This is a genomic window from Pseudomonas sp. TREG-RG-20F-10-E-6-01, assembly GCF_022662455.1.
Lineage (GTDB): Bacteria > Pseudomonadota > Gammaproteobacteria > Pseudomonadales > Pseudomonadaceae > Aquipseudomonas.
This window is the reverse complement of sequence record NZ_JAKNQP010000009.1, coordinates 172,486-191,845: the sequence shown is the minus strand read 5'-3', so window position 1 is coordinate 191,845 and position 19,360 is coordinate 172,486. Positions and strand designations below refer to the sequence as shown.

The following is a 19,360-nucleotide window of genomic DNA, read 5'->3' as shown; positions in this document are numbered from 1 at the left end:
AGGCCCTACAGTACGAGTCGCTGCACAGGCCGCCATAAGACGAGATCGTTCTGGTCGGATAGGAATCGCTTATGGCTGAAACTGAACCACGCCCGCACCAGTCTGGTGCGCTCAAGCCTGTAGGCGCGAAACCGGTGTCAAGTGTTCAAGTCGCGACCCAGCCATAGCAAAGCCTTATGACTAAACCCGCTTAACCCGTAGGAGCAAGGCTTGCCCGCGAAGAACGATGACGCGCAATACCTGAAAAACCGCAGTGCATTCTTCGCGGGCAAGCCTCGCTCCTACGGGGTCGGGGATGGCTGGCCTGGCTCTTGCTAACGGCTGTGGGTCGTCCCCCTCTTTCGAACAAGAGCACCGCCACCGTGAACCTGCGCCGTTTGAAGTACTTCGTGAAACTCGTCGATATCGGCAGCATGACCCAGGCCGCCGATGTGCTGCATGTCGCGCAACCGGCCCTGAGTCAGCAACTGGCAACCCTGGAAGCCGAGCTGCAACAGCAACTGCTGATCCGCACCAAACGCGGCGTGACCCCGACCGAGGCGGGCAAGGTGCTTTACGCTCATGCGCAAATCATCTTGCGCCAGTGCGAGCAGGCGCAAAGCGACATCAATGCCACGGGCCAGGCCTTGTCCGGGCAGGTGTCGGTGGGCCTGGCGCCGGGCACCGCCGCGTCGGCGCTGTCCCTGCCGTTGTTGCGCCGGGTGCGCGAACGGCATCCGGGCATTCTGCTGTACCTCAATGAAAACTTCGGCACCACCCTGAGCGAGCTGATCATGAACGGCCGCATGGACATGGCCGTGCTCTACGGCGGGCGCGAAGTCCATGGCCTGAGCTTTGTCTCACTGCTGCGCGAACACCTTTACCTGGTCAGTGCCGACCCGGCGGTCAGCAGCCTCGAGCAGATTCCGCTGGCCGAACTGGCGGACATGGAAATGCTCCTGCCGCGGCCCTACAACGTCATGCGCCGGCTGGTGGATGAAGCCTTCCAGCGCGTCGGCCTGAGCGCTCGTGTGGTCGCGGAAGTAGAATCTTCGATCACCCTGACCGCCGCCGTCGCCGAGCATTTCGGCTCGACCATCCTACCCGAGTCCTCGGCGCGGGTGATGGTGGCAGCGACCTCGGTGCACATGTGCCGCATCGTCGAACCGGAAATCGAGGCGCCGCTGGCGTTGTGCCTGTCCGGTCATTTGCCGCTGTCGGTGCCGGCGCAGGCGGTCAAGGCGATCCTGCTGGAACTGGTCGCGGAGATGCGCGGCAGCCTGATCTGAGTGGTCATAAGGACGGCTTATCACCCCAAAGCCAAAGCGTCTTGGTCGACCGGGAACAGGCTCGCTACATTGACCCCATCCACTCAGACACGCTCGATAGGCAGGGGCCCACGCATGGATTCAGAACGCATCAAGGGGTTGATCGATTTGCTCGCCGAATCGGATCTGCTCGAACTGAGTCTGACCGAAGGCGACAGCACGATTCGTCTTTTCAAGCAGGCCGGGAAGGTTGTGACGACCGAGGCGCAGGCTGATCCGGCGCCGGTACCGACTGTGGAATCACCAAAGCCCTCATCGGCAACAGCCACCGAGGTCAAGGCCAGCCTTTACGGCGTGCTGCACCTGACACCCGCGGCGGGGGAAGCGCCCTTTGTTGCGGTCGGCGATCAGGTTGAAGCGGGGCAGACCCTGGCGGTCCTCGAAGCGATGAAGATGTTCCACCCGGTCAAGGCCAAAACCGCCGGCCGCATCAGCGCGATCCTGGCCCAGGGCGGCACCGAAGTCGAAGCCGGTCAGCCGCTGTTCCGACTCGGCTGATCCCCAGCATTTTCTCTTTCAGGTGAATACAATGTTCGACAAAGTGCTGATCGCCAACCGTGGCGAAATCGCCCTGCGCATTCAGCGTGCCTGCCATGGCCTGGGGATTCAGACCGTGGTCGTGCACTCCGAGGCTGATCGTCACGCACAGTATGTGCAGAACGCCGACCAGGCCTTGTGCATCGGCCCGGCATCCCCGAGCCAGAGTTATCTGAACCAGACCGCGCTACTGTTTGCAGCCAAGGTCAGCGGCGCCCAGGCGATCCATCCGGGTTACGGTTTTCTCTCGGAAAACGCCGGGTTCGCCGAGCGCATCGAAAACGCCGGGCTGACCTTTATCGGGCCGAGCGCCGCGTGCATTCGCACCATGGGCGACAAGGTCGCGGCGAAACGGGCGATGCGCGAAGCCGGCGTGCCGTGCGTGCCGGGGCCGGACACGGTCATGCCCACCGACGATGCCAGCATCCAGGCGATTGCCGAGGACATCGGTTACCCGGTGATCGTCAAGGCAGCCGGTGGTGGTGGCGGACGCGGCATGCGTGTGGTCAACGCCGCGGCCGATTTGCTTGACGCCATCGCCCTGACCCGCGAAGAAGCGCGGCTGGCGTTCGGCAATCCCGAGCTGTACATCGAGAAGTTTCTTGGCCATCCACGGCATGTGGAAATCCAGGTGTTGTGCGATGCCCACGGCCACGCGATCTGGCTCGGTTGCCGCGATTGTTCCTTGCAACGCCGACACCAGAAAGTCCTCGAAGAAGCGCCGGCGCCAGGCATTGATCCCGAACTGATCGCCAAGGTCGGTGAACGCTGCGCCGCCGCGTGCCGGCAGATCGGCTATCGCGGCGTCGGCACGTTCGAGTTCCTGTATGAGGACGGCGAGTTCTTCTTTATCGAGATGAACACCCGGTTGCAGGTCGAACATCCGGTCACCGAGATGACCACCGGCATCGACATCGTCCAGCAGCAATTGCGCATGGCCCGTGGCGAAGTGCTGGAACTGCGTCAGCAGGACGTGCAGCTCAACGGCCACTCGCTGGAATGCCGGATCAACGCCGAAGACCCGATCACCTTCATGCCGACGCCGGGCCTGATCCAGCGCTGGGAAGTCCCCGGCGGCTTTGGGGTACGGGTCGATTCCCACGTCACCACCGGCTATCGCGTGCCGCCGTATTACGATTCGATGGTGGCCAAGGTCATCACCCACGGCGCCACCCGCGATGAGGCCATGGCCCGCATGCGCCTGGCCCTGAGTGAACTGATTGTGGAAGGCATCTCGACCAATGTCCCGCTGCACCGCGAGATTCTCGACGACCCGGCGTTTTGCGCCGGTGGCGTGGACATTCATCACCTGGAGCGTTGGCTGCAACAAAGGAGTCCGACATGAGTATTGCTTCTGCACCGCTACGCCCGCACATCAGCCTGCTCGGCTCCACCGCTCTGTTGTTCGAAGCCCCGGGCGAGCTCGATCTGGCACCGCAACAACGCATCTGGCGCCTGGCCTTGCAGGCTGGCGACTGGGCCGAGATCCACGAAGCGGTCCCCGGCATGAACAACCTGATGCTGACGTTCATCAAACCGCCGCGCGACCTCAGCGGTTTGTGCGAGCGCTTGCTGGAGGCGTGGGACACCAGTGAGCCGCTGCCGCTGGAGGGCCGTATCGTCGAATTGCCGGTGGTCTACGGCGGCGAGTTCGGTCCGCACATGAAGGATGTGGCGGCGCACACCGGGCTGGACATCGAGACCATTGCCAACCTGCATTGCGAGCCGCTGTACCCGGTGTACGCCCTGGGCAGCCACCCCGGTTATTGCTACCTCGGCGGCATGGATTCGCGGCTGGCCACACCGCGTCGGCAGGTGCCGGTGATCAGCATTGGCGCCGGTTCGGTGTCGATTGGCGGGGTGCAGACCGGTGTGTCCGCCTCGGCCGGCCCCAGCGGCTGGAACACCATCGGCCGTACCGAAATGTCTTTTTTTGACCCGATCCAAAACCCTCCGGCGATGCTCCGGCCGGGCGATATGTTGCGTTTGCGCATCGAGAGGATCATTCGATGATCGAGATTTTATCGGCCACCGCCCTGGCCACCGTGCAGGACTTCGGTCGCTTCGGCAGCCTCGGTTACGGCGTCGGCACCTCCGGCGCGATGGACCATCTGGCGCTGGCGTTGGGCAACCTGTTGCTGGGCAATCCCGAGGACGCGGCGGCGATCGAGATTCCGTTGTTCCCGTTCGAAGTCCGCTTTACCCAGGACTGCGCGTTCGCTGTGACCGGTGCGGCCAGCGAGGCGACCCTCGACGGTCAGCCATTGCCGCCGTTCTGGGTGGCGCAGGCCCGGGAAGGCCAAGTGCTGAACCTCGGTTACCCGACCTCCGGCAGTCGCGCTTATCTGTGCCTGGCCGGTGGGGTCGACGTGCCGTCGGTACTCGGTTCGCGCAGCACTCAATTGCGCGGTGAGTTCGGCGGATTGCAGGGCCGGGCCTTGCAGCAGGGCGACCGGATTTCGGCGCTGCGTCCGGGCGTCAGTGGGTTGCCGACCGATTTTGGCGTCGTGTCGCCGACCCAGGCGCTGCCGCTGGAGCGCGATGGAGTACTGGCCATGCGTGTCTTGCCGGCGGCCGAGTACGAGTGTTTTCTGGACGAGTCCCGTGCTGCGTTCTGGGCCGGCGAATGGAAGGTCACGACCCAGAGCAACCGTTATGGCTACCGCCTCGAAGGCGCCCCGATCTTGCCCAAGGCGCCGATGGAAGTGCGCTCCCACGGCATCGTCCCCGGCGTGATTCAGGTGCCCCACGGTGGCCAGCCGATCATCCAGATGCGCGACGCGCAACCGAGTGGCGGCTATCCGAAATTCGGCACGGTGATCGAGGCCGATCTGTGGCGCCTGGGGCAGGCGGCGATTGGCAGCAAGGTGCGGTTTATCGAATGCAGCTACACCGAAGCCATCACGGCCCTGGAAGACAATCAGCGCTATCTCGCGGAGGTCAGCCGCCTGGTCGACCTCCACGGGCTGGCCTCGCGTTAAGGACGTTGAACCATGACAAATCAGGAAATCCGCCAGTTGGCGGTGTGGCTCAAGGAGACTCACCTGGCGGGCGCGGAAATCCGTCGTCCGGGGTTGCATCTGCTGCTCAAGCGTTGTGCCGGCGAGGTCGCCGCATCTGCATCTGTTGCGGCGCCAGTAGCCGCCAAGCCTGCGGATGCACAGCTGTTGAAAACGCCGGGCCTGGGCCGGTTGCTGCTCACGCACCCGCAACAGAGCGAATTGCTCGCTGCGGTCGGCAGTCTTGTAGTGCCGGGGCAATTGGTTGCGTTGCTGCAGGTCGGCGACTTGCTGTTGCCGGTTCGCAGCCAGCAATCCGGGCGGTTAGCGGCAGTGTTGACGGCGTGTGGCACGACCGTCGGTTATGGCGAGGCGTTTATGCGCCTGGACGCGGCATAAAGGGCGAGGGCAGGTGATGAAAATCGATTTGAACGCTGATCTGGGCGAAGGTTTCGGGCCGTGGCGCATGGGCGAAGACGAAGCGTTGATGAGCCTAATTTCCTCGGCCAACGTCGCCTGCGGTTTCCATGCCGGTGACCCGCTGATCATGGACAACACCGTGCGCCTGGCCAAGGCCGGTGGCATCGATCTGGGCGCCCATGTCGGCTTCCCCGACCTGATGGGGTTCGGGCGGCGGCAGATGCACATCGAGCTCAAGGAGCTGGCGACTTACGTGGTGTATCAGCTCGGCGCGCTGGCCGGGATGGCGGCGGTCAATGGCCATCGGGTGACGCACATGAGCTTTCACGGCGCGCTGGGCAACATGGTCGCCGCCGACGCGGCGCTGGCCGAACCGCTGGTGTGTGCGGTGGCGGCGTTCGATCCGACGCTGATTATCAGCTCGTCGAGCAGCCGCGCCATCGAAAACGCTGCGGACAAATGCGGGCTGCGGGTCGCCACCACGTTTCTCGCCGACCGCGCCTACGACGATGACTGCCTGCTGGTGCCCCGCAAAGTGCCGGGCTCGGTGATCAAGGAACCGGCGGCGGTGCTGCAAAGGGTTCGGCAGTTGCTGGAGGAGGGCACCGCCATCAGCCTCAATGGCAAACGCATCGCGGTGCCGGCGCATTCGATCCTGCTACACGGCGATACCCCCGGCGCCGTTGACCTGGCGCGCACCATCCGTCGTGAAATCGAGCAGGCGGGCGGTTGCATCACGCCGATTTCGCAGTTGTTGGCGTAACGGTTGCACGGTCATAAGCAGGGCTTATTGCCACACAGTCATTCCGTCTTGGTCCCCGCCTTCCGGGCTGGATAGAGTCAAAGTCATCGCGATCACCCGAGTGATCCGCACACGAAATACGAGGATACGTGCATGCCATTTTCAGATTACAAAACCGCGCTGGTAACCGGCGCCTCTTCCGGGATTGGCGCCGCCGTCGTCGAGCGTCTGTGCCAGGAAGGCGTGCAAGTGCACGCCCTGGCCCGCAGCGCCGACAAGCTGGCAGAGCTGGCCGCGAAAACGGGCTGTATTGCCCACGCCATCGACGTCACCGACCTGGCCGGGCTGACCCGCCTGTTCGCAACCCAGCAGTTCGACATTCTGGTGAACAACGCCGGGGTCGATAAACCGGGTTCGATCCTCAAGGCGGACGCCGAGGGCATCGACTTGCTGATCGACGTCAACCTGCGCGCGGTCCTGCACCTGGCGCGGCTGGCGTTGCCGGGGATGGTCGAGCGTGATTGCGGGCACATCATCAACATCAGTTCGATTGCGGCGGCCTACAACTTTGGCGGCAACTCCACCTATCACGCGACCAAAGCCGCGGTGAGCATGCTCTCGCGGCAACTGCGTATCGACGCCTTCGGCAAGCGAGTGCGGGTCACCGAGATCTGTCCGGGCCGCGTCGCCACCGACATTTTTGCCCACGTCCACGGCGACTCCGAAGAGACCTACAAGCGCTTTGTCGAAGGCTTCGAATTGCCCCAGGCCAAGGACATTGCCGACGCCATCGCGTTTGCCATCGCCGCACCGATCGCGGTCAACGTCGGGCACATGGAAATCACCCCGACCCTGCAAGTGCCCGGCGGTCTATCGACGGCGCGGCCGCAGGATTATCAAGGCTGAGTTGGCTGCGCAGTTCGCACTCCAGAAGAACGGATCAATCCGTCATCGCGTCACCCACGCCACGGCTTGCCTGGCGTCTTGTTTCTGCCCCTAGCCCAATGCCCGTAGGGATTGACCATGAAGCATGACTTCGATTTGGCCGCGGTTCTGCAAGGCGAATATGCCGAGCTGATCGTCAAGGGCATCGAAACGACGCTGCAACTGGCGCTGTTCGCCTGGTTGCTGGCGATGGCTCTGGCGCTGTTGCTGGTGACCGTACGCCTGACCGGCAACAAACTCGCTGATCGGCTGGTGGCCGGTTACGTGTCTTACCACCGCAACGTGCCGACGCTGGTGCAACTGATGCTCTGGTACTTTGGCGTGCCGACCTTGTTGAGCGAATCGACACAACTGTGGCTGGCCAACTACAGCACCGAATACCTGTTCTCGGTGATTGCGCTGGGCTTGTGTCAGGCGGCGTATTTCTGTGAAGACATCCGCAGCGGTCTGCGCGCCATTCCGGCCGGGCAGACCGAAGCATCCCGGGCGCTCGGCCTCGGTTATGTGCGCTCGATGCGCTACGTGATCCTGCCCCAAGGCGTGCGCAACTGCCTGCCCTCGCTGATCAACCACACCGTGTTGTTGTTCAAGAACACCAGCCTGGCGATGGCCATCGGCGTGGTCGAGTTGACCTACGCCACCCGCGAAGTCGAGAACTACACCTTCCGCACCTTTGAGTCGTACCTGGTGGCCACGGTGTTCTACCTGGTGTTTTCACTGCTGTTGATGGGGCTCGGCGCGCTGCTGGCTCGCCGCTTCAACAAAGCGTTGGCGAGGTAGACCCAATGTTCGATCTGTTCTCGATTGTGCAAAACAACTGGACCCTGTTCCTGATCGGTCAGTACCCGCACGGACCGCTGGGTGGTTTGGCCAGCACCTTGATCCTGGCAGCCCTGGCGCTGGTCCTCGCGTTTCCGTTCGGCTTGCTGCTGGCGCTGGCTCGGGTTTCGCCGTGGAAAGGCCTGCGCTGGGCGGCCACGGTCTGGGTCTATGTGCTGCGCGGTATTCCGCTGCTGATGGTGATCTTCTGGACCTACTTCCTGGTGCCGTTGCTGATCGGCCACAACATCACCGGTTTCATGACGATGCTGTGCACGCTGGTGATCTACCAGAGCGCCTACCTGTGCGAAATCATTCGCGGCGGCATCCAGGCGTTGCCGCCGGGACAGTACGAAGCCTCCCGTGCCTTGGGCCTCGGTTATTTGCGCACGACGATCTGGGTGATCTTGCCGCAAGCGCTCTACAACGCGCTGCCCAGCCTGATCAGCCAGTTCATCTCGATCATCAAGGAAACCTCCCTGGGCTACGTGATCAACGTCCAGGAAGTGACCTTCGCTGCCAACCAGGTCAACAACCAGTTGCTGACCAAACCGTTCCAGGTGTTTTTCATCCTGGCGATCATCTACTACCTGCTCTGTTTCGGCCTGACCCATCTGGCTGGCTGGGTGGAACGCCGTATCGCTCGCAAGCGTCTGGGCAACGGCGGTCCGGCCGCGGCTGCCGACCCGTTGCTGGTCATCGATAATTGAAGAGGGTTGCGCCATGCATCCAATGATCATGTTTTCCAACATCAACAAATGGTACGGCGAGTACCACGCCCTGACCGACATCACCGCCGAAGTGAAACCCGGTGAAGTGGTGGTGTTGTGCGGCCCGTCCGGCTCCGGCAAATCGACCTTGATCCGCACGGTCAATCGCCTGGAAGAAATCCAGAAAGGCCAGATCCTGTTCGACGGTCAGGACGTGCACGGCACCGACGCGCACATCAATCGGCTGCGCAGCCGCGTCGGTTTTGTGTTCCAGAGCTTCAACCTGTTCCCGCACCTCTCGGTACTGGAAAATATCACCCTGGCGCCAAGCAAAATCCGCAACCTGAAAGGTTCGGTGGCCAAGCAGCAAGCCATGCAATTGCTCGATCGGGTTGGCCTGGCGCACAAGGCCGGCGCTTACCCGGCGCAGTTGTCCGGCGGCCAGCAGCAGCGCGTGGCGATTGCCCGGGCGCTGGCGATGGAACCCCCAGTGATGCTGTTCGACGAACCCACCAGCGCGCTCGACCCGGAAATGGTCGGCGAAGTGCTGAGTGTGATGAAAGGCCTGGCCAAGGACGGCATGACCATGATGTGCGTGACCCACGAGATGAATTTCGCCCGTGAGGTCGCCGACACCATCTGGTTCATGGACGCGGGGCAGATTCTGGAAAAGAGCACGCCCGACAGCTTCTTCAGCCAGCCGACGCACCCGCGAGCACAACGCTTTATCGCCGACCTGCGGGCCCATTGAGCCGCAGCGGTTTTGCTCACTCTGCCATTCGACTTTCCCATCCCCGGAGTTTTTCCATGCGTATGAAGCATCTGTTTGTCACGCTGGCGTTAGGTCCTTTGGCTGTTGCGGTCGCCCAGGCCGATCAATTGAGCGACATCATGGCCAAGAAGTCGTTGAGTTGCGGCGTCTACGCCGACGTGCCTCCGTTCTCCGCCCCGGACCCGAAAACCCGTGAACTGGTCGGCATGGACGTCGACTTGTGCAAGGCCCTGGCCAAGACCATGGGCGTGGAGCTGGAACTCAAGCCGCTGTCGGTCGAAGCGCGCATCCCGGAAGTGAAAATGGGCCGCGTCGATGTGATCTTCGCCAACCTGGCCTACACCAAGACCCGCGCCGAGCAGATCCAGTTCAGCGACCCGTACTACATCGCCAAGGAAACCCTGGTGGTGCGTGCAGCCAATGCGGATCAGCCGAAAAGCTTCTTCAAGGACAAGCGCATCAGCTCCACCAAAGGCTCGACGTCCGAGCAGTCGATCCGCATCGCCGGGGCCACGCCGGTGACGTTCCAGGACACCGGTTCGGCCTACATGGCCTTGCAGCAGAACAAGGTGGTGGGCCTGGTGACCAACACCATGACCGCGCTGAAACTGGTCAAGCAAGCCAAGGAGAGCGGCGTCGAATTGGCCTTGGCCAAGGAACCGATGGCGCTTGAGCCGATTGGTGCTGGCATGCGCCGCGATGAGCCGGCGTTTCTGGCCAAGGTCAATGAATCGCTGATGGCGATGGAGAAGGCTGGGGAAATCGATGCGATCTGGGACCGCTGGATCGGCCCGAACACCGATTACAAAATGGTCCGTGAAGACAAGGTGCAGAGCCTCAGCAGCTTAAAGTTCGATCCCTTGCCTTGAGCTTGGCGAGTTGTTGCGCGGAAATTTTCTGGAGCGATAAGTTGTCCAGTTGAAAAGTCAATCCCGATGAATGTCCGCTATGTTGTCTAGCTAGAAAGTTTGACTAATCCCTGCGCATCGGGAAAAGCCGGAATCTGATAAGGGTTCCGGTTTTTTTTGCCATCCATTAGCCATCGAAAATCTTCCTCTGATTAAGCTCAACGATTCGTGATCGGCATAGCTTTTATTCGAGTGCAGACATGGTCAAGCAAATCCCGGATCGCTTGTAAAAACTGTGTAGCATTACCGATACTTTGGAACGCAGATTGGTAACCGTCAAAGATATTTTTTGAATGTTGCTGCGGTGATCGCCATTGTTACTCCAAGTAGCACGGCGCAGGGCAAAAACACAGCCATAGGGTTCAGCGAAAAGGGGAGAGACAAGTAAATGATCCAGGGCACGACTAACAGTGGTACCACTGCTCGCTTGACGCGGTGATAAACAAAGCTGCTTTCCCGTCCAGCGCCAAACTTGCGTAGGTCACGGCGCATTAAGCCATCGACAAAACCGGTGAACGAAGCCAACAAAAATAGCGGTGTGGACAGGACCAGAATGGTTAGGCGCACCAAGAAGGTAAAGGTCACATAAACCGCCGCCAGCACGAAATCCTCAATGCTCACGTAGAGCTGATTGGTCCAGCCCCAGAAGCCGTTGCCTTGGCTAGACACCCGCGCCTGCTGGGCAAAATCCGCAAAGCCTGTCTTGAGCAACAACCACTGATTAAGAAAATTCAGCCACTGGCCAATTGTCTGTCCGGGTTGTTGGATGATGAGTGAAGCTTTGAAGTGCTCACTCAGCCAACCCAGCTCGCTACTCAACATGGCTTGGCTGTGTCGCCAACCCTGATCCCCCCAGAACAGGAGCAAACCGGCGAACTCGATGAGGATCGAAAACAGCAACGAGGCGATCAGCAAACCGATGATGCGTAAAACCAAGCCAATCGTCGAGACGATTAATCCCGGGCGCTGGATCGGTTGTGGCGGCGTGTGCCGGACGGAACTCGCCATCGTTCACTCCATGCGCGTTGCAGTGTTGGTGTCGTCACGACGCCTTTTGGATCGTTTTCTGCTGAATCGAAACCTGTGGCGGGGCCGGCCTACCCCACCTGATCCAGATCGAAGTTTGTTGTTGGGCCGCCACCACTGGCGCGCCACCACTGCCCCGCCTGCGCGTTGTAGGCCGCCCGCATCCGTTGAGTGAGTTCCTGCAGGTCTTTGGGCATGGCGTCGTCGTTGGAGGTTTTTGGCAAAGGCATGCGGACTTTCCAGAGCTGCCCACCGGCTTGGAAGGAGAACATTTGCCCTTTGGGCAAACTGACGATATGAGCAGGCTCGATCAGCGGCACACTGGTGCTGCTGACACGGTCCTGTGAGGACGAGGTGAAGTCCGTGTTGGCCTCAGGATCGGAGGTATCGGTGGCACCCGACACCAGAGTCTTGGTCAGCACGTTAACCTTGGGCAACTGCTGGGTGAGTAGTTCAGCGGTGGCGGTTTCGCGCACGCGGAGCATCTGCAGGGTGTTGAAGTTGCCAATCACCTGGCCAGCTTTGGCGCGGTTGCCGATACGCGCTTCGATATCGCTGAGGGTCTGGGTGTAGGCGGTTACTTGGATCCCGGCACCGCCGCCCTTATTGATCAGTGGGATGAATTCATCACCCATCAACTCGTTGAACTCATCGGCGTGCAGGTTGATCGGCAACTTGTCACTGCTACTGCCCGATGGGGGTAGGCCATGGTCAATGCCATGTTTGTAGATGTGCCCCGCGACCGAGACCAAATCGGCGAACATGGAGTTGCCCACAGCAGCCGCCACCTCGGCGTCGGTCAGCGCATCCAGACCGACGTAGACGATGCCGCGTTTTCGGATGATCTGCATCCAGTCGAAGATTGGCCGCGGGTCATCTAAATCGGTGTAGTTGGGGGCCAGTAACTGGGCGGTCTTGCCGGTGGTGAGTTTCTCCAGCAGTGGCAGTAGCGAGGCAACGATTTTGTCGAAGTAAGTACGGTCGTAGCGTACCGCCGAACGCAGTCCGTCCAGTACCGGATCAAATACCCGCTTCACTGCCAGGTACTGCTCGATGGCCACCACGCGCTTTTCGCGTCCCACCATATGCCGGGGAATGTTCTTCTCGGTGAGTTTGCCTTCAAGTTGGACGATCACTTCCCATGCTTTCGGATCGGTTTTGGCGAAAAACTGCTGGGCGTATTCGATGAACAGGGCGTCGATGTTGACCACATGCTGTTGGATCTGCAGGTAGTCCGGGCGTCGGCCTAGCTCGATCAGGGCGCGGGCGATGATGTTGACGAAGCGCCAGGCGAACTCACGGAAGGCCGCCGAGTTGCCTTCACCGCTGAGCTGCCCGGCGATGCGTGATGCCACTTCCGAGATACGCCCGAAACGCCCCACGGCGTTGTAGCGGGCCGAAATTTCTGGCCAGCCCAGATGGAAGACATAAAACTCTTTCTCCCGACCGGCGCGTTTGGCTTCGACGTACATGCGCTTGAGCAGGTCGGCATCGCCTTTCGGATCGAAGACAATCACTACCTCGTGTTCGATGCGATGAATATCCTGAGTGATGTACACCTCGGCCAGTCGCGTCTTGCCGACACGGGTAGTGCCGAGAACCAATGTGTGTCCGACCCGTTCGCTCAACGGCAGACTGACTTCCGTTTCGTCGGGCTCGACCCCATGCAACAGCGGCGAACCACCGACCGGGGGCAAAGGGCGCAACGGATTGAAGGCTCTGTCCCAGGCCGTGAGACGGGCCAGTATCGAAAGCGGAAACGGTGCATGCTCCAAGCGCCGTTCGAGTCCACGCGCCAGGCGGTAATGGGGCGGTTGGTCGACATAGTGAGCGACAGCCGGATCCTGAGCCTCGACCAAGCGTTGAGTGTGCAGGCGGGTCCAGCGAAAACCTCGTCCCATGAACAAACGCTTGCGGCTGACCGGAATCTGCCGACTGGTCAGCTCGTAGCGGGGCAGCCGGCGGATATTGCGCCGATAGCGCAGCACCTCCCAGGCTTGTCGCAGCCGGATAAGGCCGAACAGGGTATAGGCCAGCGCCGCAACCAGCCCGATCTCGGGTGACAGGGCGACAGCCCAGGGTGAGTACACGCACAAGACCGCGGCAGCGATACAGATTGCTACGGTATACAACTCGACCGCTGGCCGGAGCTTGGACTCCATCGCATGCTCGGCCATGACCTGGACTCACTGTTCCAGTGAGGTGGGAGTGATCAAGACGGGGTAGTGCTCAATCTGCAGGCGGGTGGCGATGTCGTTGCCGTTGACCGGCAGGATGGTGATGTCCGGAGCGGCTGCTCGAATTCGGGCCAAAGCTTCGGTATCGGTTACTTCAACCGCTAGACCGGTCGCGCCCATTTCCTGCAGTTCAGTCGCGCGTTGACGCAACCAAGCCAGTGAGCGGGGATCCTCACCCACCAGGAAAAATGGCCGCAAACCCGGCATGCTCAGGGCGCGAGACGTGATCTGGCCGGGGCTCAAGTGAGAGCTGCGGACGGGCAGTATCCAGGCTTCATCGGCAAACGTGGACAGGTCCGCATGCATGGCCCGATCAGGCTGGGTCTTGTTGTTTATGGGCGACCTTTCAACCTGAAAATGGGGGCGGGTGAAGTCGCTAGGCTGATCCCCGGCTACGGTCAGTTCCGGCTGGACGAGAGGTGCCAAGAGCAGGATGAAATAACAGGTAAGGGGGATTCGCTTCATGGCGGTGTGCCTTGTTCGAAAGAAACCATCAGTCGTTCAAGTTGCCGGGAAAAACCTGCGCGGTAACGTGCGGCCTGCGCTCCTCCCGCCGGGCGGTGATAGCGTCCGGCCGCTGACACCCAATCACCAGTGGTGGCGTGATGCTCACGCAGCAGTGCGGCAGTGACGGCGAGATTTCGGTAGGGGTCGAGGGCTTCGCAGGGGCTGGAAAAACGTTGTCCGTGATAACCCAGGTTGGTTTGGCCGAGTCCAGCATCGACCCGCTTGGCGTCATGTCGGGCGAGTGCCTGAAGTAAGGCGTGACAGGCGGCCTGGCGAGTGGCGAAGCGGTAAGGTGTTCCGGCGATGTTCAGGGTCCACGGCCAGGGCCGCAATCGACCACGGACGCGGATACCACTCTCCTGCAGGGCTATCGCGAACAGCACCGTAGACGGGATGTCGGCGTCATGCGCCGCCAGTTGGTAGGCCGGTGGCGGAAGTTCGTCAGCCTGGACGGCGAGCACCGTCAGCAGGAGCGCAATACCGCTCAGTCGAGGCGCTGCCATTGTCCATTCACCTGCTGGAACGTGGCGGGCAGTGGTGCCGGGGCACCAAAACTGAACCAGCGGCCACGGTCATGGTTCAGCGTGATCTTCCGGCGTTGAACCATGACCGGATCGATATCCGCTTGCCGAGCCCAGCGACGGACGCGTTCATCCTCGCCTTGGCTGCCCACCAGGTAGATATCGAATGCTGTGTCACTGCTTTGCAGACGCTGCGCTTCGTCGGTACACGCTGGACAGTGGTCCTCGACAAACAGAGCTTGGCGCGGCGCGACCGCTGAGCTGGTAAGGGCCGGGGACGCCATGCCCTGGATCGGCAGCAGCCCAGGAAACAGCTTGGCCCAGGCAGCGGTGTAAGCGTTTTGGTAGGCCAACTCGCGCTCGGCGCGTTTGGCTTCCAGCGCTACCTGTAATTCGGCATAGCGCTGGCGCTCTTGGTCGGTCTGCGCCTCGACCCCGAGTGCGGTCAACGGATCGAGGTTCGGGCTCCAGAAACCGCGTGGGCCGGCTTGGATCTGTTCGAAGCGCGTCCATTCCTGCTCCGTCAGACCCCAGCTCCCAGCCTGTTCAGAGTCAGAGCGCCCCAGGGCAGCGGACTGCGTGCCCTGGTTCCGTGACTGTGTCGCGACGGGGTTGCCAATCGCAGCTACCGTGGTCAGTAGTGAAACGAGGCAGACGACGGCGGGCAGTAGCGCTCTGTTCATGATCGCTTCTCAACGGAGGTGCACGGTCTGGTCTGGCTGAGCGGCCACCGCGAAGATGGCTGAGTTCGGCTCCAGTACTTTTAGGTGCCAGGCCCCGAGCTGCTCACCGCTATGTAGCAGCCGGACATCCGTGAGAGAGCGACTGTCATGAGGTGCGACCGCCAGAAAGCGCTCACCACCGCGTGATTCGACCCCCAACACCGAGAACGGTGGCGAGAGCGGGACGGGCTTGGGGCGAGCGGTCTTTTTCGGTTTGGTCGCGGAAGGCGACGGCGGTGGGGGGGATGGCTGGGTCTTGTGCTCCTGGAACTGCTGCTCGACCTGTTCAAGGCGTGCGCGCAGCGCTGTCAGGTCTGCCACGGTGGCGCGGTCTGCCAGACCGTCGCGCAGTTCCTGTATTTCTTGTGCCCATTGATCCAGCATCGGATCGAGGGTATTGGCCTGTTGCTCGCCGGAATCGACCATCTGTTTCAGGTCTTTCAGCGCGTACTGCAGTTTTTCCTGTGCATCCTTGAGGGCGTTTGCATCACGTTGCAGGGTGCCCAGGGTTTGTTGGTATTGCGTGTTCGTGCTCTGTAGCTCGGCCACGCGCTGATACTGGTTATACAAACCACCACCCAGGCCGGCAATTGCCAGGCAAAGAAGTCCGACAATGAAGGTTTGAAACGTCGAGGCTTTCATGGGCGTGCCTCCGACTGATGAGGCACGTCGGGTGTGATCAGCGCGACGCCGGCCTCCATTTTCAGTTGTTCGAAGCAGACCGAGCGGCTGACTTCGTCGGTCGTGAGTTGCCAGGCGGGGCCAGCCAGCACTTGCAACGCGCGGCGCAAAGAGATCGGGCCGAGCCGGTAATGGGCCGCGGGCAGGGGCCGAGTAAACAGCACCCTCACGGACGCGGTAACGGGGCAGAGCGAATAGCCCGAGCGCTGCAATACGTACTGCAACGCATCCTGCACTGAGGGGTTCAGGCTGGACGGGATGTTCACTTCAATGATTTGGGCAAGAAGATCGCGTTGTTCCGTGGTGGGCTCGGTGCTGACCAGCGTGTAGCGGCCATAACGAAGCTCTGCCGGATGGCTTTCTTCGGCTATGCCCCTCGAGTGCTGGGCCCGATTGGAGCCACTGTCGATCTCTGGATTGGTCGGCAAAGGGTTGGGGATTTGCGCGGTGCAGGCGCTCAACAAACCCAGCAGGCAGACAGGCGTGAAAAAACGCTCCATGGAAGAAACCTCATGTCAGATTCAGTGCAGAACCTGACATGAGGTGAAGGAGCGATTCAGTGAGAAAGTTGATTCAAGGTGGGTCGTGTTAACGCTGAACACGTTGCTATTCATCGAAAATGGCGAGCCCATCCAAGACGGCAGCGTCGGGGTCGAAGATCAACAATCGCACATCCGCCAATGCCGCCAAATACAGTACGTTGACCAAGGCTTCCGGTGTGCCTGCGTCGAGTTGTTCTTGTCTCAAGCTCGAATAACGATTGCCCTCAATGTTCAGCAAGTTTTCGTCCGTCCATGGCGTGCCGATCAGTTTGCAACCGATACCGCAGCAATCTGGCAGCGTAAAAAGCTCGAACAAGAGGCCGGTTTGCCGCAGAGCGAAGTGACTGACCCACTCCTCCAGATAAAGCATCGATTCTTCGGGACGGTGCGCGGTACTGATTTCCCAGGCTCGACTGTAGTGTCCCGTTTCGAAGCTCAAGCGATGGACCATGGCTTGTGCCTCTTCCAGGGAGTACAGATCACCGAGGTGATGCCGCTCGTTGAGCATTTCGCCCATCACAGCGTAGATTACTTGGCGCACTAGCCCGGTGGACTGGCAGCGTTCATCCAAATCCATCCGAAATGGATTGGCCTTCGCTGATCAAGGCGAAATCGTCATTGAACAGGCAGGCGAACAGTTGCAGCTCATTGTCGGGCAGATGTGCTTGTGAGTCGTGCACGGGTCGAAAGCAGGGAGGGCAGTCGTTTTCGTAGGTGATCAGTAGCAGCCGTTCGATATGAAGGTTGTCGTAACCGCGAGCAAATGGATTTGAGGCCGTCAGCAGGGCTGCAGCTTGGTGTGTGGGGTTCATGAAGGTTCTCCAGAATGAAAATGAACAAGGCGCCCGAAGACGTCTGTGAGGGTTAAAGCCAGCCATGTTCGGCAAGAGAGAGAGGACGACCTTCACCCACGATGAAGTGATCCAGTACGCGCACTTCAATCAAGGCCAAGGCCTCTTTCAACCGTGCAGTCAAGACGTGATCCGCCTGGCTGGGTTCTGTACAACCTGAGGGGTGGTTATGAACAAAAATGGCGGCCGCGGCGTTATGCGCTAGGGAACGCTTAACGACTTGGCGGGGGTAAACGCTGGCGCCATCAATGCTGCCGTGAAAGAGGACTTCGAACGCCAACACCCGGTGCTTGGCATCGAGAAATATCACACCGAAGACTTCATGCTCTTGTTGCACAAGATGCAGTTTTAGGTATGAGGCCACGGCGTCAGGCGACGTCAGGTTAGGGCCGCGGTTGAACAGCCGACGATCCAGAATATGCAGTGCTTCGTCGATCACCTGGTTTTCTTGGACGATACGATCCGCCTCGAAATCCGAGGTCTCAATCAGTGTGAGTTGGGTGCTCATGGTGGTACCTCCGAAGGGAAAAAATCAGGGGTACACGCCCGAGGGGAGTGGTGTCCCCGAGGTGGGTGTGGAGTCGCGGGCGTTAGCAGATGGCGCGCTGTTTACAGCCGCGTGAATCGGTGGCGTTGACCGTGTAGGTGTGAACCACAACCGTCGCAGGGCAATGGGGAAAAAACTTTTATTCCCCAGCCAGTTTCGGGATCGAAGTCGGCACTGATGGGCATTAACCGAACCAGTCCTCGATGGATGCCGGCGATGCGTTTCTCAATTTCATCCGTCGTGTAGTAGAGCGATAACGTGCTGTAGTCCTCGTAAGCCGTAGCGAACAGGCAGTCGTCGCAAAGCCAGAAGGATTCCATGTTGGTTCTCCTGTGCGGATTGAAGAAAAGGCGCTCGACGGAGCGCCTTGATGAGGAACATCGTGGACTGTTCAGGCGGACTGAACGGTACGGGTGGCATCACGGCGGGCAGTGCGGGGAGTGGGTGGAGACTCAGGTTCGACCCGAGCCTCTGTTGGGTTTGCGGTCTCCTCAGCTTCGGTATCAGCCGATGATGGGGATGGCTCACTGTTTGGCGCTTGCTCAGCAGGTGCTGTTACTTCCTGCCTGGCGGGCGCTTTGTATTCGAACGTGCCGTTGACCTTGATCCAGTCAATGAACAGCAAACGACCTTTCAGGCTGGCGCCCGGTTGACCTTGTTTATCGCCTTTCTCGTAGAGAAACGGATCGATCCACAGGTCGCCGATACGGAACGACAGCAAGACCTTTTTCTCGGCTTTGACGGCGTCCATATAGAGACGAATCAAGCGTTCAGCTTCACCCCCAGCGACTTTGCAGTCGAAACGGGTGTACTCCACCGCATCGGTGGCACCGTGCAGGGCTGCGATATCGCAAGCCATGAATGGCTGGCCGCGGCGGACTTGTACTTCACGAACACGGTTGAGATAACCGATACCGGCGGTGTGCAGATTGAAGTAAGTGGTCGCTACTTGGGAGTGGTTGGCGTGGGCCATGATGGTTCTCCTGTTTCAAGGGAAAACGGCGACGCACAAGCCCTGACGGGGAAGTGAGTCTCCGTCAGGGTGGGTAAGGTGAAGTCGAGTCATGAACTACTCGCCACCGGCAAGCCGATGACGATCAGAACGATGCGTCTGGGGGAACAGCGGTGCAGCAGAGAAACGTCTGCGGTGGTGATCCGCAGGCATGAGGTAGTGGGCATTCATCACCGCTGAAGCGGTAACCGCGCGAGCTTCCGAACGCTGATCGCACTTGGGTAAACCACCACGAACGTGGCGTAGCCTTGAAGGTTCAAGCTACCTGGGCTGGGCTGTCAACGACAGCGAACCACGCCCTTTGTATAAGCCTGTCAGAGGGGAGCGTCAAGACGCTGCAACCCGGTTTTTTACGCCTGGAATACAGTGGCAATCACTGGAGTGGAGAAATGATGAGTGGGCCTGACGTGTCGCCAGGCGAGGAAGAGAAAAGCCACCTTTGACGGTCTTACGCAGTCGACAAGCTCCTCGCAAAACTTGGTTTAACTGCGCCATGATTCGCCAACCGACCCTTGTCGTGGCCTGGGTCGGAACATGCTGGCACGCATCCGCGCA

The 19,360-nt window shown here is 60.5% G+C and carries 22 protein-coding genes and 1 pseudogene; 12 read left to right on the top strand and 11 right to left on the bottom strand.

Annotation, left to right across the window (positions count from 1 at the left end; translation table 11 throughout):
- The first annotated feature begins 362 nt into the window (after positions 1-362).
- From nac to L8K08_RS23505, 12 genes are all read left to right on the top strand, one after another.
- A complete protein-coding gene (nac, locus tag L8K08_RS23560; RefSeq protein WP_242200261.1) occupies positions 363-1,268 on the top strand; it encodes a nitrogen assimilation transcriptional regulator NAC in 906 nt (301 codons plus the stop codon).
- A gap of 114 nt (positions 1,269-1,382) precedes the next feature.
- The gene (locus L8K08_RS23555; RefSeq protein ID WP_242200258.1) at positions 1,383-1,805 is read left to right on the top strand and encodes an acetyl-CoA carboxylase biotin carboxyl carrier protein subunit; all 423 of its coding nucleotides are present in this window, start codon (positions 1,383-1,385) and stop codon (positions 1,803-1,805) included.
- Between the two features lie 31 nt (positions 1,806-1,836).
- On the top strand, positions 1,837-3,189 hold the full coding sequence (accC, locus tag L8K08_RS23550; protein ID WP_242200255.1) for an acetyl-CoA carboxylase biotin carboxylase subunit: 1,353 nt from the start codon (positions 1,837-1,839) through the stop codon (positions 3,187-3,189).
- A complete protein-coding gene (pxpB, locus tag L8K08_RS23545) occupies positions 3,186-3,857 on the top strand; it encodes a 5-oxoprolinase subunit PxpB (protein ID WP_242200254.1) in 672 nt (223 codons plus the stop codon). Before accC ends, pxpB begins: the two co-directional genes overlap by 4 nt.
- Entirely contained in the window at positions 3,854-4,825 is a 972-nt protein-coding gene (locus L8K08_RS23540; RefSeq protein WP_242200253.1) for a biotin-dependent carboxyltransferase family protein, read from the top strand. Before pxpB ends, L8K08_RS23540 begins: the two co-directional genes overlap by 4 nt.
- A 12-nt stretch (positions 4,826-4,837) precedes the next feature.
- Positions 4,838-5,242 (top strand): hypothetical protein, encoded by a 405-nt coding sequence (locus tag L8K08_RS23535; protein WP_242200252.1) that lies wholly within the window; start codon positions 4,838-4,840, stop codon positions 5,240-5,242.
- 16 nt (positions 5,243-5,258) lie between these two features.
- Positions 5,259-6,026, top strand: a complete 768-nt coding sequence (locus tag L8K08_RS23530; protein WP_242200251.1) for a 5-oxoprolinase subunit PxpA — start codon at positions 5,259-5,261, stop codon at positions 6,024-6,026.
- A gap of 132 nt (positions 6,027-6,158) precedes the next feature.
- Positions 6,159-6,911: an SDR family oxidoreductase gene (locus L8K08_RS23525; RefSeq protein ID WP_242200250.1), complete on the top strand. Its 753-nt coding sequence runs from the start codon at positions 6,159-6,161 to the stop codon at positions 6,909-6,911.
- A gap of 117 nt (positions 6,912-7,028) precedes the next feature.
- Positions 7,029-7,730, top strand: coding sequence for an amino acid ABC transporter permease (locus L8K08_RS23520; protein ID WP_018609115.1), 702 nt, complete (start codon positions 7,029-7,031; stop codon positions 7,728-7,730).
- 5 nt (positions 7,731-7,735) lie between these two features.
- Entirely contained in the window at positions 7,736-8,479 is a 744-nt protein-coding gene (locus L8K08_RS23515) for an amino acid ABC transporter permease (RefSeq protein WP_242200248.1), read from the top strand.
- Positions 8,480-8,501: 22 nt separating this feature from the next.
- Entirely contained in the window at positions 8,502-9,230 is a 729-nt protein-coding gene (locus tag L8K08_RS23510; protein WP_242200301.1) for an amino acid ABC transporter ATP-binding protein, read from the top strand.
- Between the two features lie 56 nt (positions 9,231-9,286).
- A complete protein-coding gene (locus tag L8K08_RS23505) occupies positions 9,287-10,120 on the top strand; it encodes an ABC transporter substrate-binding protein (RefSeq protein WP_242200247.1) in 834 nt (277 codons plus the stop codon).
- 315 nt (positions 10,121-10,435) lie between these two features.
- Here the strand turns inward: L8K08_RS23505 and L8K08_RS23500 are convergent, their stop codons facing one another.
- The 11 genes and pseudogenes from L8K08_RS23500 to L8K08_RS23450 all read right to left on the bottom strand — a co-directional run bounded on the left by L8K08_RS23500 (position 10,436) and on the right by L8K08_RS23450 (position 18,766).
- Positions 10,436-11,167, bottom strand: a complete 732-nt coding sequence (locus L8K08_RS23500) for a TIGR03747 family integrating conjugative element membrane protein (RefSeq protein WP_242200246.1) — start codon at positions 11,165-11,167, stop codon at positions 10,436-10,438.
- Between the two features lie 89 nt (positions 11,168-11,256).
- Positions 11,257-13,362: a type IV conjugative transfer system coupling protein TraD gene (traD, locus tag L8K08_RS23495; protein WP_242200245.1), complete on the bottom strand. Its 2,106-nt coding sequence runs from the start codon at positions 13,360-13,362 to the stop codon at positions 11,257-11,259.
- 9 nt (positions 13,363-13,371) lie between these two features.
- Complete coding sequence (locus L8K08_RS23490; protein WP_242200243.1) at positions 13,372-13,887, bottom strand: integrating conjugative element protein; 516 nt, start codon at positions 13,885-13,887, stop codon at positions 13,372-13,374.
- A complete protein-coding gene (locus L8K08_RS23485; RefSeq protein ID WP_242200242.1) occupies positions 13,884-14,432 on the bottom strand; it encodes a lytic transglycosylase in 549 nt (182 codons plus the stop codon). The genes L8K08_RS23490 and L8K08_RS23485 overlap by 4 nt, the downstream gene beginning before the upstream one ends.
- Positions 14,414-15,133: a TIGR03759 family integrating conjugative element protein gene (locus L8K08_RS23480; RefSeq protein WP_242200241.1), complete on the bottom strand. Its 720-nt coding sequence runs from the start codon at positions 15,131-15,133 to the stop codon at positions 14,414-14,416. Before L8K08_RS23480 ends, L8K08_RS23485 begins: the two co-directional genes overlap by 19 nt.
- Before the next feature lie 9 nt (positions 15,134-15,142).
- Complete coding sequence (locus tag L8K08_RS23475; protein WP_242200240.1) at positions 15,143-15,814, bottom strand: chemotaxis protein; 672 nt, start codon at positions 15,812-15,814, stop codon at positions 15,143-15,145.
- Complete coding sequence (locus L8K08_RS23470; protein ID WP_242200239.1) at positions 15,811-16,353, bottom strand: PilL N-terminal domain-containing protein; 543 nt, start codon at positions 16,351-16,353, stop codon at positions 15,811-15,813. The genes L8K08_RS23475 and L8K08_RS23470 overlap by 4 nt, the downstream gene beginning before the upstream one ends.
- 106 nt (positions 16,354-16,459) lie before the next feature.
- Positions 16,460-17,207: pseudogene (locus tag L8K08_RS23465) on the bottom strand (ABC transporter substrate-binding protein).
- Between the two features lie 52 nt (positions 17,208-17,259).
- The gene (gene radC / locus L8K08_RS23460) at positions 17,260-17,754 is read right to left on the bottom strand and encodes a DNA repair protein RadC (RefSeq protein WP_242200237.1); all 495 of its coding nucleotides are present in this window, start codon (positions 17,752-17,754) and stop codon (positions 17,260-17,262) included.
- A gap of 101 nt (positions 17,755-17,855) precedes the next feature.
- Complete coding sequence (locus L8K08_RS23455; RefSeq protein ID WP_242200236.1) at positions 17,856-18,113, bottom strand: hypothetical protein; 258 nt, start codon at positions 18,111-18,113, stop codon at positions 17,856-17,858.
- A 71-nt stretch (positions 18,114-18,184) separates the two neighbouring features.
- Positions 18,185-18,766, bottom strand: a complete 582-nt coding sequence (locus tag L8K08_RS23450) for an STY4534 family ICE replication protein (protein WP_242200235.1) — start codon at positions 18,764-18,766, stop codon at positions 18,185-18,187.
- Between the last annotated feature and the right edge of the window lie 594 nt (positions 18,767-19,360).